This window comes from uncultured Intestinimonas sp. (genome assembly GCF_944387725.1).
Taxonomy (GTDB): Bacteria; Bacillota; Clostridia; order Oscillospirales; family Oscillospiraceae; genus Intestinimonas.
On sequence record NZ_CALXGA010000061.1, the window covers coordinates 1 to 13,068 of the forward strand.

The 13,068-nt window shown below is 62.0% G+C and carries 7 protein-coding genes; 5 read left to right on the plus strand and 2 right to left on the minus strand.

Features of this window, described 5'->3' with window-relative positions:
• The 5 genes from Q0K09_RS08600 to Q0K09_RS08620 all read left to right on the plus strand — a co-directional run.
• A partial coding sequence (locus Q0K09_RS08600; RefSeq protein WP_294475311.1) for a glycogen/starch/alpha-glucan phosphorylase occupies positions 1–531 on the plus strand: 531 nt, incomplete at its 5' end.
• A 559-nt stretch (positions 532–1,090) separates the two neighbouring features.
• Positions 1,091–2,794 carry an HlyD family efflux transporter periplasmic adaptor subunit gene (locus tag Q0K09_RS08605; RefSeq protein ID WP_294475313.1) on the plus strand — a complete coding sequence of 568 codons (1,704 nt, stop codon included), beginning with the start codon at positions 1,091–1,093 and terminating at the stop codon, positions 2,792–2,794.
• 10 nt (positions 2,795–2,804) lie between these two features.
• Positions 2,805–3,500, plus strand: a complete 696-nt coding sequence (locus tag Q0K09_RS08610) for an ABC transporter ATP-binding protein (protein WP_294475316.1) — start codon at positions 2,805–2,807, stop codon at positions 3,498–3,500.
• On the plus strand, positions 3,497–4,774 hold the full coding sequence (locus tag Q0K09_RS08615; protein WP_294475318.1) for an ABC transporter permease: 1,278 nt from the start codon (positions 3,497–3,499) through the stop codon (positions 4,772–4,774). The genes Q0K09_RS08610 and Q0K09_RS08615 overlap by 4 nt, the downstream gene beginning before the upstream one ends.
• Positions 4,775–4,802: 28 nt before the next feature.
• Positions 4,803–7,163, plus strand: a complete 2,361-nt coding sequence (locus Q0K09_RS08620; protein ID WP_294475320.1) for an S-layer homology domain-containing protein — start codon at positions 4,803–4,805, stop codon at positions 7,161–7,163.
• 236 nt (positions 7,164–7,399) lie between these two features.
• Here the strand turns inward: Q0K09_RS08620 and Q0K09_RS08625 are convergent, their stop codons facing one another.
• Together Q0K09_RS08625 and Q0K09_RS08630 are read right to left on the minus strand one after the other, a co-directional pair.
• Positions 7,400–10,654, minus strand: a complete 3,255-nt coding sequence (locus tag Q0K09_RS08625) for an S-layer homology domain-containing protein (protein WP_294475321.1) — start codon at positions 10,652–10,654, stop codon at positions 7,400–7,402.
• A gap of 593 nt (positions 10,655–11,247) precedes the next feature.
• Positions 11,248–12,945, minus strand: coding sequence for a recombinase family protein (locus tag Q0K09_RS08630; protein ID WP_365931924.1), 1,698 nt, complete (start codon positions 12,943–12,945; stop codon positions 11,248–11,250).
• Positions 12,946–13,068: the final 123 nt, after the last annotated feature.

A 13,068-nucleotide genomic window follows, 5' to 3' on the forward strand; every position in this document is an offset into this window, starting at 1 on the left:
AGCGAGCTCAGCGAGCAGATCTCCACCGCCGGCAAGGAGGCCAGCGGCACCGGCAACATGAAGTTCATGATGAACGGCGCCCTGACCATCGGCACCCTGGACGGGGCCAACGTGGAGATGCACCAGCAGGTGGGGGATGAGAACATCTTCCTCTTCGGCCTCAAGGCCCAGGAGGTCTCTGAAAAGAAGCAGAAGGGCTACCGGGCCTACGAGTACTACATGCGCGACGGCGTGCTCAAGGCGGTGGTGGACCAGCTCACCCAGGGCTACGGCGACGGCGTGAGCTACAGCGACCTGGCCAACCGCCTCCTCTTCGGCGCCAACGGCGGCCCGGCCGACGAGTACATGCTCCTGGCCGACTTCCAGAGCTACCGGGAGGCCCACGAGCGGGCCGGCCAGGCCTACCGGGACCCCAAGCGGTGGAACCAGATGGCCCTGCTGAACATCGCCAAATCCGGCGTCTTCGCCGCCGACCGCTCCATCCGGGAGTACGCCCAAAACATTTGGCATGTCCCCACCAAAAAGCTGTAAGCGAATCCCATGACCGCCGTATCCGCGGCCCAAGCAGTCGAAAAAAGTACAAATCTGCCGGATGCGCACCGGGGGAATCGCGTGAAAGGGGGGCGGGGAGCCCCCCTTTGCGTGCAGTCGAAAAAGTTCGTCAGCCTGTCGGAAACGTTTTTCAGACGTTTCCGACGGGCTCCGCCGCCCCGCACAGAAAATGTCCCGGTCCTCTAGGGCTTGTTTGAAACATGTCAACATGTCCAATCAGCGGGTCTTTTGCCCCCTGGACGGCGCAATTTTTCCTTGAAATCCGCCAGGATTCCTGCGAAAAAATTGCTTGCCAGAGGCCCAAAATCCCTCGCTGCTGGACACATCGCCAATTTTCAAACAAGCCCTAGGCAAAAAAATACCGCTTTCCCTGTAACTTTTTACCCCTCTGCATCGTCTGAAAGGGTAGCAGGTCTGTCCCGGCGGGGGAGGGCCCCGCAATCTTAAGAGAACCGTAAGAAATTGTCACTGGTTTGTCATTGCGTCCCGACCGGGGCGTGATACAATAGGAGGGACAGTAAATCAGGAGGGAAAACATATGGCTGATATCACCCAGCAGGCGGCGCCCGTGCAGACGCCGGCCCCGCCCGTCCGGCCCCAGCAGTCCAAGGAACGCAAGCAGCGCAGGCGGCGCGTGAAAAACGCCGTCATCGCCGTCCTTGTCCTCGCCGCTGCGGCGGTGGGCGGCTACTTCCTCTACCGCTTCCTCACCCAGCAAAACAGCGTGGAGAGCGAGATTCAGACCCAGATCGCCGAGACCTCCTCCATCCAGAGCGTGGTCTCTGGCTCCGGCAACGCCCGGGCCAAGGAGTCCGCCGCCATCACCCTGACCCAGGGCGGCACCGTCCAGGAGGTCTTCGTGGCCGCCGGGGACACCGTCACCGCCGGTCAGCCCCTTTACACCATCCGCAGCCAGGAGGCTGAGGACGCCGTCACCGCCGCCCAAGAGCGGGTCACCACCCTCCAGAACGACATGGCCGATCTGCTGGAGAAGGTGGACAGCCTGACGGTCCGGGCCCCCTTCGCCGGCAAGCTGGTGGAGGTCACCCAGTTCCAGACCGACCAGCGCATCGGCGAGGGGGAGACGGTCTGCACCCTGGTCAACGACAAGCGGCTCAAGCTCTCCCTCTACTTCAGCTACGCCTACGAAAACGACGTCTCCGTGGGACAGAGCGCCACCGTCTCCATCCCCGCCGTCATGGACACCTTCCCCGGCGCCGTGGAGGAGGTCAACAAGGTCAGTTACATCTCCCCCGAGGGCTCGGTCTACTTTGAGGTGGTGGTGGGCTTCGACAACCCCGGCACCCTCACCGCCGATATGGTGGCCACCGCTACCCTCGCCGCCCCCGACGGGACCCCCATCTACCCCTATGAAAACGGAACCACCGCCTATTACGAGGTGCGGGAGATCTCCACCGAGGCCGGGGGGCCCCTGGTCTCCCAGAACCTCCTGCGCTACGCCAACGTGGAGGCGGGGGACACCCTGCTGGTGATGGGATCCGACACCATCGACGCCGACATCCGGGCCAAGCAGACCGAGATTGACGACGCCACAGCCAGTCTGACGGAGGCCCAGGCCGCCCTGAGCAATTTCAACGCCACCGCCCCCATCGACGGCACCGTCACCTCCTGCACCCTCACCCCGGGCGCCGAGGTCCGCAGCGGCGAGACCGTCATCACCATCTCCAACGACACCAACATGGTGGTGGAGATCACCGTGGACGACCGGAACATCTCCTTTGTCCAGCCCGGCATGATGGTGGACCTCACCGACTACAACGGCAACGTCTTTGTGGGCACCGTGAGCAGCATCGACATGAGCATCGGCGAAAACTCCTCCAACGGCATGACCCAGTACCCCGTCACCCTGGACGTGGACAACTCCGCCGGCACCCTGCTGGCCGGCATGTGGCTGGACTACTCCTTTGTGGCCAGCCAGTCCGACGACTGCATTGTGGTGCCCATGCAGGCGGTGAAGTACGTCTCCGACGAGGACGGCAGCACCTACACCGTGGTCTTCATCCGGGCCGAGGAGCGGCCGGAGAACGCCGTGGACCTGGACATCCTGGAGCCAGAGCCCGGCCAGACCCCCACTTACCCCAGCGAGGCCGACGGCTTCTACGCCGTCCCCGTCACCACCGGCCTCTCCGACAACTACAATGTGGAGGTCAAGGAGGGGCTCCAGGGGGGCGAGGAGGTCTTCGTCAACTACTACGTCAACGACGGCAGCAGTTACGGCTGAGGGTGACGCCATGCTGATCGACATCAAAGACCTCTACAAGATCTACCACGAGGGCCAGGAGAGCGAGGTCCGGGCCCTGGACGGGGTGACCCTCCAGATCGACCGGGGGGAGTTCGTGGCCATCATCGGCCAGTCCGGCTCCGGCAAGTCCACCCTGATGAACATCCTGGGCTGCCTGGACATCCCCACCTACGGGGACTACCACCTGGACGGCACCGACGTCACCGAGCTCACCGACAAGCAGCTGGCCCACATCCGCAACAAGCAGATCGGCTTCATCTTCCAGGGCTACAACCTCATCCCCGCCCTCAACGCCCGGGAGAACGTGGAGCTCCCCCTGATCTACCAGGGGGTGGGCATGGGCCAGCGGCACGACCGGGCCCTGGAGGCCCTGGAGCGGGTGGATATGGCCGACCGGGCCGGACACATCCCCTCGGAGATGTCCGGCGGCCAGCAGCAGCGGGTGGCCATCGCCCGGGCCATCGCCGCCCGGCCCCCCATCATCATGGCCGACGAGCCCACCGGCGCCCTGGACTCCAAGACCGGCCGGCAGGTGCTGGAGATCCTCCACAGCCTCCACGCCGACGGCACCACCATCATCCTCATCACCCACGACAACGGCATCGCCGCCACAGCCGAGCGCATCGTCCGCCTCTCCGACGGAAAGATCGTGGCCGACGGCACCCGAGAGGAGGTGGGCCTGTGAACTTTACCCAGGCCTTCAAAATGGCGGCCAAGTCCATCTCGGCCAACAAGGGCCGCTCCGCCCTGACCATGCTGGGCGTCATCATCGGCCTGGCCGCCGTCATCATCCTGGTCTCCTACGCCCAGGGCCAGAACATGGCCATGCGGGCCTACTACGAGAGCATGGGCACCAACACCATCAATGTCTCGGCCTCCTCCTACCGGGGGGATGTGGACATCGGCGGGGCCCTGTATGACTACTGCCTCCAGCTGGACGACCTGGTGGTGGGGGTCTCCCCCACGGGCTATCTCTACTCCGACCCCACCATCAAGTTCGGCTCCAAAACCATCTCCCGCCAGTGGCAGAGCATGGGGGGCGGCGCCATGATGTCCACCGGGCAGTACCCCAACCTGATCCTGGGCAACGACAAGTACGGCCTGTGCAACGACTACGTCATCGCCCAGGGCCGTGACCTCTCCTACCTGGACGTGGAGAAGGAGAGCAAGGTCTGCGTCCTGGGCTCGGCGGTGGCCGAAGAGCTCTTCGGCTTTGCCGACCCGGTGGATAAGACCATCACCGTCAACGGCACCCCCTTCCGGGTCATCGGTGTCTATGAGAGCAAGAGCGGCACGATCAACGTGGGGGGCGGCGAGGACGCCCAGTGGATCAAGGACTCCATCAACCGCCAGGACTACATCATCCTCTTCCCCTCCACCATGACCCGCCTCTTCAACAACAACCAGCCCATCGACCAGTACATCATCAAGGCCAAGGACGCCGAAGCCCTCAAGGAGGTCACCACTCTGGTCAACGGCTTCCTGGCCGGCTTCATCAGCCAGGACAACGGCTACTACTACATCGACAATCCCACCAACTACCAGAATGAGCAGGCCGAGGCCGACAAGCTCCAGCAGCGCTTCCTGGGGGGCATCGCCGCCATCTCCCTGCTGGTGGGGGGCATCGGCATCATGAATATCATGCTGGTCACCGTCACCGAGCGCACCCGGGAGATCGGCATCCGCAAGGCCATCGGCGCCGAGCGGAAGAGCATCATCGTCCAGTTCCTCATTGAGGCCGCCATGATTTGCGGCATCGGGGGCATCTTCGGCATCCTGGCCGGCTACCTGGGGACGCTGATTGTAGGCAAGATGAGCTTCCAGACCATCCTGCTGCCCAGCGCGGGCATCACCGTGGGGGCCTTCCTGATCTCGGTGGCCCTGGGCATCGTCTTCGGCCTCTACCCGGCCGTAAAGGCCAGCGGCCTCCAGCCCGTGGAGGCCCTTCGGGCGGACTAGCCCTATGAGAAAAGGAGAGACAAGAGCTATGAGAATGAAACGCGCCCTGGCCCTGCTGCTGGCGATGGCGGCCCTGTGGGGGATGCTGACGCTCCCGCCGGCCGCTCCGGCGGCCTCCGCCGCCTCCGCCAGCGCCTTCAACGACATCTACGACGCCAACGTGGCCGAGGCCGCCGAAATCCTCCGGCTACTGGGCATCGTCAGCGGCACCGGCGGCAGCGCCTTCCAGCCCGACCGGGCCCTGACCCGGGCTGAGTTCTGCAAAATGGCGGTGGAGCTCATGGGCAACGGCGATCAGGTGGCCGCCCAGATGAACCGCACCGTCTTCCGGGACGTCCCCAGCACCCACTGGGCCCGGGGCTACATTGCTGTGGCCACCCAGGGCTCCACCTCCGGTTCCGGGGAGAGCGCCGTCACCACCCCCGGCATCATCCGGGGGGACGCCTACGGCAACTTCAACCCCGACCGGGCCATCACCTACGCCGAGGCTATCACCATCCTGGTGCGTATTCTGGGCTATGGCGACAGTGATGTGGGCATGGTCTGGCCCAACGGCTATCTGGCCAAGGCCGATGAGCTGGGCCTCACCGAAGGGGTGAGCCTCACCGCCAACGACACCGTGACCCGGGGGCAGACCGCCCTGCTGATGGAAAACCTCCTCTTTGCCGACAACAAGGAGGGGGAGGCCTACCTCACGATTCTGGGCTGCACCATCAGCGACGAGACCATCCTCTTCGACTTAAACGCCACCACCCCCGACGGCGCCTCCGGCGTAAAGGTCTCCCAGGACCAGATCTACCGGACCGACCATGTCCCCTTTTCCCAGGACTTGGTGGGCCGTCAGGCCAAGCTGGTGCTGGACGCAGACGAGAAGGTCATCGCCATCCAGCCCTCTGAGGAGGGGACCTACCGGGTGGTGACCATCCAGTCCCTGAGCTACGACGGCATCCGGGCCACCGGCGGCGAGACGGTGGCGGTGAGCGACCCGGAGAACACCCCGGTCTGGCGGAACGGCCAGTCCAGCAGCTATGAGGAGGCCTACCTCAACGGCATTGCCGCCGGCACTCAGGCCCTCCTGCAATACTCCTCCACCGGGACCCTGGCGTACGTCTTCCTGCGGACCTCGGCCCCGGAGGACACCTCGGTGCGGGTACTCAAGAACAAGCCCAACATCTCCGACGACCTGCCCTACGCCGTCTATAAAAACGGCTTCCCGGCCAGCGGTTCGGACATCCAGCAGTATGACGTCACCACCTTCGACGCCGCCAGCAGCGTGATGTACGTCTCCGACGTGAAGATCACCGGCATCTATGAGAACGTCTACCCCAACAGCGAGACGCCGGCCACCGTCACGGTGCTGGGCCGGGAGTTCCCGGTGCTCGCCACTGCCGCAGCCGACCTGAGGACCTTCCGGGTGGGGGCGCAGATCACCCTTCTGCTGTCCTACGACGGACAGGTGGCCGGGGCCGTGGACCCCTCGGTGGTTCGGGGCGATCCTGTGGGCACGGTGACGAGCATCAGCAGCGGCACGGCTGAGGTCACCCTCCTGGAGGCCAAGGACCACACCGGCAAGGACATGACCCTCTCGGGGGCCGTAAACTACTCGGAGGAGCGGGCGGCGGAAATGCTGGGCCATCTGGTCACGGTCTCCTCCTCCAGCCGCGGCCGCATCACCCTGCGAGTCCTGTCCGGCCAGAGCGGCACCGCCCCGCTGAACATGGACACCGGCATGATGAACTCCGTGGCCCTGGCGGGCAACGTCCGCTTCTATGAGAAGGTGGGCCGGGGCAGCCTGGTGCCCCTGGAGCGGGAGGACATCACCCGCACGGTAATCCCCGCCGAGGAGATCGCCTATGTCCACAGGGACTACTCTGGAAGGGCCGATATCGTGATCTTCGACGGCGCCACCGGCGACGGCTATACCTACGGCATGGTGCAGACGACCAGCGAGGTCGATGCCCAGACCGGCAGGATCTTGACCTACGCCACCGTCACCAATATCCACGGCGCCAGTCAGCGGCTCCTGCTCAGCTCCGGCGAGAACCTGCGGGGGGGCAGCTACGGCGGCCTGGCGGTCGGGCCCACCCGCAGCGACGGCACGACGATGCTGGAGGGGTGGGTGGAGCTCCAGTCCGCCAGCGTCCCCAGCTCGGCCTTCGATGTGGAGGCCATGACCGTCACCACTCCCGGCATGGTGCTCCCCATTGCCCGCAACGTCATGTGCTACAACCAGTCCACCGGCGCCTGGTATCAGGTGGCCGAAGACGCCGGGGAGGAGGCGTATGTCAACGCCCTGAACCTGGCCCGGGCCTTCTCCGACCACGTCACCATCTACTACGACAGGACCCCCGACGAGGGCGGCAAGGTCCGCATTGTGGTGGTGAGCTGAGGGGTCCAACCCACAACCTATGACAGCAAAAGGCCGTCCCCGCCGGGACGGCCTTTTGGCGCTGTTTTTCCAAAGGGCGTGCCGCTCCACACCCTGCGCCTTTGTGCGGCGCGGTAGAGTTCTTCCCTGTTTTGGGTTGTCTCAGCGGCCCTTTGCTCCTTTTTGCGGCAGTTCGTTTCAAAACGGAATGCGCCCCGGCCCATATCGAGCCGGGGCGCATGGATCGGTTCCGAGATTCAGCCGATGGTCAGCGTGTAAAGGTAAGGATCGCCGCTCTCATCCGCCTGAATCCAGCGGATGCTGCCGCGCTGCACCAAGGGCTGGGTGGGGGGCATGGGAATGCCGGGGAAGACCTGCTCGGTGCCCACTCGCTGGCCCTGGCCGTTCAACAGCTGGAGATGGAGGTCGCCGCCGTCATTCCACATGGCGGCAAAGGTGTTTCCGTCCAGCTTCACCAGCCGGGCGCAGTTAATGGTCTGGCTGCTGTCGGTGAGCCAGGTGAGGCTGACGCTGTCGGCTGTCTTGTCTGTATAGGCCAGGAATACGTTCCAGGGCTGACCCTGGACGCCATCCTGGGGATCGGAGCAGCCCAGGAACAGGTAGCCGCTGTCGGACACCTCGAAGCCGCTGCCGATGGCGTTGGTCACATTATCCCCTGTCGCGCCGTAGATCTCCAGCAGATCCAGCTCCTTTCCGCCCACCTGGAGGACAAAGGACCGGGGATAGGCGTCCCCGTGATCCACCGTCACCATCTGGTCGCCGTCAAACTGGACAAACTCGCCAAAGGAATGGCTGACGTGGTTGGAGGGGAATTCCTCCCCCATGCAGGTCTGGAGGGAGAAGGGCTGGGCATTCATCACGAAGGTGATGTTGGACTGATGGCCGTCGTAGCGGTTCCGGGCGGCATAGAGAGCCACGGTCTGACCGTCGGCGCTCTCCGCCATCCGGGGCACCGCAGAGCGGAAGGGCTCCTTTGTGTAGGTCTCCCCGCCGGTGAGGGAGACGGCCCCCAGCCGGTTCCAGTCCTTATCGTACTGGACGATGCGCCATACCTCCAGGCTGTCCTCCAGGGCGGCGTTCATCTGGCCGAAGGCCACATAGTTGTAGGTGGCTCCGGAGAACACCGTCCCCAGGACAGGCAGCTCCATGGACAGGGTCTTCGTGGCGGTTACGGCGCCCTGGGCATCGTACCGCTCTACGGTAAACACGCCGCCCGCCTGGCCGCTGGTGGGGACGATGACGCCGGAGACCGTGCCGTCCTCGTTATCGACGATGTAATAGCCCTCGGCAAAGCCGGTGAGGGGCCTGGCCACCGCATAGTCTCCCGCGCCAAAGTTGCGGGCGCCGCTCCAGGACATGGCGCTGTCCAGAGCCAGGGACTCCAGGCCCGGCTCGGGGGCGCGGATCTCCAGGGTCACAGACTCCAGAGCCAGCAGGGTCCCGCCGGCGTCCAGCCACTTGATATACTGGGTGGTAACTCCGGGGATGGGCCGGCCGGCCTCGTCAACGGCGGGCACGGAGAAGCGTGCGGAGCCAGAGGCTTCCGCAGCCTGGGCCTCCAGAGCCGCCTGGGCGGTGTCCGCGATGGCGTACTGCGTGCCGCCGGCGACGGGCGCGATCTGGACAATGTAGGACTGGCCGGCGCCGTAGTCGTTGCCTGCGCTGAACGTGGCCAGCCAGACGCCGCCCTGGAACTCGGCCTGGGGCAGAGCCGCTGCGGCGCTGTCGGGCGTGACGGTCACGCGGTCTTCCGGCACAGTAGTGCCCTGCACCCACTTGGCCGTCACAGTGCAATCTGCGAGGATCGGAGCGGTCAGGTCAACGTCCCAGCCGGCAAAGATGTAGCCCGCCCGGATGGGGTCCGCCGGAAGCTGGACGAGGTCGCCAAGCTTCACCGTCTGGGCGGCCACAGCGCTGCCTCCCTGGGTGTCAAAGGTGACAGTGATTGGCGCCACATAGCCGATATAGATTCGGCTCAGGCCGTTGAGAGTAAAGCGGATGGCCTGCTGGCCCGCCGCCTCCACCACAGAAATGTCCGCATGGGTGAGCGTCTCTTGTACGCCGAGCACATTGGTGTGGGTGATCTGGAAGGTATAGCCGTTCAGATCCGCCTCCGCTGGAAGGCCCAGCTGGGACTTGGTCAGGGTCACCGCCGTATCGCCCACAGGATGGATTTCCGTTTGGGTGGTCTCCTCCCTCTCTGTGAATGTCATCAGGAGTCTCACATCCACCGCAATCTTTGTGCTGCTGGCCGTCTGCTCCCCCACGGCAATATCCAGCTGGCCGCCGATCTCGCTGGGGATCTCGCCGTCAGACAGTGCGATGGACAGGGAGACCACACTGCCGCTGTCCACCTGGACCTGGGACCCATCGGCTGTGTAATATGCAGCGCTGGGGTCCACCACCACGGGGGCCTGGCCGGGGTCGGTGGCGGTCATATCCAGTCTGGAGCTTACAGTCCCGGTGGCGGGGCTGGTGACCGTGCCGGTATAGCCCATCGTCCGAATGCCGTCGGCCTCCACAGTGATGGTCTTACCCGCGTCATAGCCGCTGACGGTGTAGACGTTGTCCGAAGACTTCTCCACACCGTTTACCAGCCAGCGCACGGAGTAGACGCTCCTGCCGGCTGAGTCAGCGGGGCTGACATAGGGATACAGGACATCGCCGGGGTCCACCGTTTGGCCGGTGACGCTCACGGTATCCCGCAGAATGTAGACACTGGCCAAGCTGACATAGCTGGAGCCGCCGCCGCTGGAGCCGCCGCCGCTGGAGCCGCCGCCGGAGGGCGTGGGCGTGGGGGTAGGTGTTGGCGTGGGGGTAGGTGTTGGCGTGGGCGTAGGCGTGGGCGTGGGCTGACGGGTGTCCTCCAGCTCGCTGGTCTTGTCCAGCAGCCGGTCCGCAATGGCAGCCACGGAGGCCCGGGTGGCGGTGCCCTGGGGGTCAAACCGGTCATTCCCCACGCCCTCTACCAGGCCCAGGGCCCGGGCCAGGTATACCGCCTCTCTGGCCCAGGCGGCGATGGACCCGTCGTCGGCAAAGAGGCCGCCGGCGGTATACCCGCTCAGGTCATAGCCCATATAATCGGAGAGGAACCGCACCAGGAAGGTGCACATCTGCTCCCGGGTCACCGGGTCCTCTGGGGCAAAGCGGCCGCCGCCCACGCCCTCGGTGATTCCGGCCCTGACCGCCCAGTCCACCGCCTGGGCGTACCAGGCCCCGGCAGCCACGTCGCTGAAGCTTAGGGCCTGTCCCTGGGGCTCCAGCCCGTCCAGCTTGTCCTTCAGGCGGTAGAGCACCGTGACGAACATGCCACGGGTCATCCCACCGTCTGGGTCGAAGAGGGTGTCGCTGATCCCATTGAACAGTCCCTCGGACACCACGCGCTGGATGTACGGCTCTCCCCAGTGGTCCTGGGTGTCCGTAAAGCGGGACGCGTCCGCCGCCAGGGCGGCCGTGGGCAGCAGCCCCAGCAGCATTGCCAGCGTCAGCATCGCTGCAAGGCCCCTTTTCCACTTGCCGATTTTGTCTCTCATGGTCTTCACTCCTTCTTCTCTGAATGGCGCCTCATTCTCCCATCGAGAAAATGAAGCAAGGCATACCTTGCCTTTATTATAATGCGCACTGGACAAAGCCGAAAGACCGGGAAGCCAGCCTTTCAAGTCTCATTGGCTTTGTACAAGCGCAAGATTTTGGGCCGAAACAGCCAAAAACCTTGCACTTCCTGCGGCGGCATATCCATGCCTCCTCAGGAAGTGCGCACTATAACAATGGCCGAATGCTTCCCACATTTGCTGAAATCGGCGATTGTGGGAAGCATTGCGCGGCTATACCACGCGAATCAACCGCTTTGCGGTTGATTTCTCAGACATTATTATAAAAAACAGACTAAAATTTGTCAATCTATTTTGCCTTTTTCATTTATTTTGCTGCCGGCACGTTTTGTATGCCGGCCAATTCCGAAACCCATATCTGACGGTGCGCAAATTTCCATGAAACAAGGTTTTCTGCTCAATCGATTGGTCAGGCACCACCGGCACTGACCTGGGCCGCAAACGCAAAGAAAAGTGCCGAAATCTAAGGATTCCTACGAGGTTTCTCTCTGTAGCGACACTATTGTCTCGACTTGTTCTTCGTTGTCCAAACTGATACTCATGTCTTCCTCGATGATCGGCAGCTTGAATTTGATGGATTTCAGCCAATGTCCGTTGGCTTGACGCTCCGGGTAAATCTGAATCTCAGAGATCAATGCCTCAATCAACTGCCGCCGTTCCTCCTCATTCATCACGCCGTACAGTTTTTCAAAGTAAATCAGCACTTTATAGATATTATCACCGGTCAGTTTCTCTGCCTCAATGGACTGCTTTTTGGCTCTGGCCGCAATCAACAGAGATTCCGTCTCTTCAATCTTATCATACATCCTGTAAAGGCGGTCATCCAAATCGGCCTTGCGCCGGACATAGTGCCGGTCGTCCGGGTCGAGAGAATCAATCTCCTCCGCCAGCTTTGCCTTGACGGAATAATGCTGGCGCAGCTGCTTCTCGTAATTGGCAATCTCCTGGTCAATGGCGGCAGTATCCACTTTCATATTGATTTTTTCCTGCATCATGGCAGCAAACTTCGGATTGCTCACCAGCTTTACAATGACTTCTGTCACGGCATCGTCCAGCAGTTCTTCCCGGATCTGCTTTTTGTAATCACACTTATGCCCACGAATCATAGAGCGATGCTTACAGCCATAATAATAAAAGTCCTTGTACTTAGTGCCGTCCGCTTTGTGCTTGATGCTTTTATTCCCATACATTCCGGCTCCGCAGACAGGACATTTTACAATGCCGGAGAGCAGATGTACGTGTTCATCTTTCCCGCGATTGACGTGTTCGTATTTCTTGGCCTGTGCCAGCAGCTTCACCTGTGCCGCCTGCCAGACTTCTTCCGAAATAATCGGTTCGTGCAAACCATCTGCCAGCAGGTAATTGTCCTGCTCCACCAGCTTATACTCGTTCCTTGTGCCGCGCACTTTTTCCATCTTGCGGCGGCCATAGGCAATTTTTCCGCAATACACCGGATTTTTCAGAATCAGCCGGATTAGGTGTGCATCAAATAGGGGATTCTTCCCATTCTGCCGAGGTATTTTGCGAATGTCATGGTTCTCCAGATATTTTGCGATGCCATTTGCGCCAATGTCCGTGTGAACATACTGGTCATAGATGACACGGATCGCCTTTGCTTCTTCCTCGTTGATCATCAGTTTTCCATCCACCAGCCGATACCCATAGGGGGCAAAGCCACCATTCCAGCGGCCCTCTCTTGCCTTTTGGATGCGGCCCTCCATGGTTTGGACACGGATATTTTCGCGTTCAATCTCCGCCACGGCAGACAGGACGGAGATCATCAATTTACCCGCGTCCTTGGAAGAATCAATGCCATCTTCCACACAAACCAGGTTGACACCAAAATCCTGCATGACCTGAAGGGAAGAGAGCACGTCCGCCGCATTTCTGCCAAAGCGCGACAATTTGAACACCAACACATAAGACACGCCGTCTTTGCCGGATTTGATGTCCTCCATCATCTGGCTGAATTGCGCCCGGCCTTCGATAGACTTGCCGGACTTTCCCGCATCCTCATATTCACCGACAATCTCATAATCATTGTAGTCGGCATATGCCTTCATTTTGGCCTTCTGCGCATCCAGCGAGTAGCCGTCCACCTGCATAGCGGTGGAGACTCTGGTGTAGGTGTAAACTTTTGTCTTTTCTTTCTTCATCTGTCTGCTCTCCATAGGGCAACTACAGCCTCTCACTTTTTCTCTGTCTTCTGCTCCAGCACCTTGATGGAATCCAGATAGTCCTTTTCCACTTCACTAAGCGTCCGGGCCTTGTATTTTTTGTATTCGGTGGTTGCT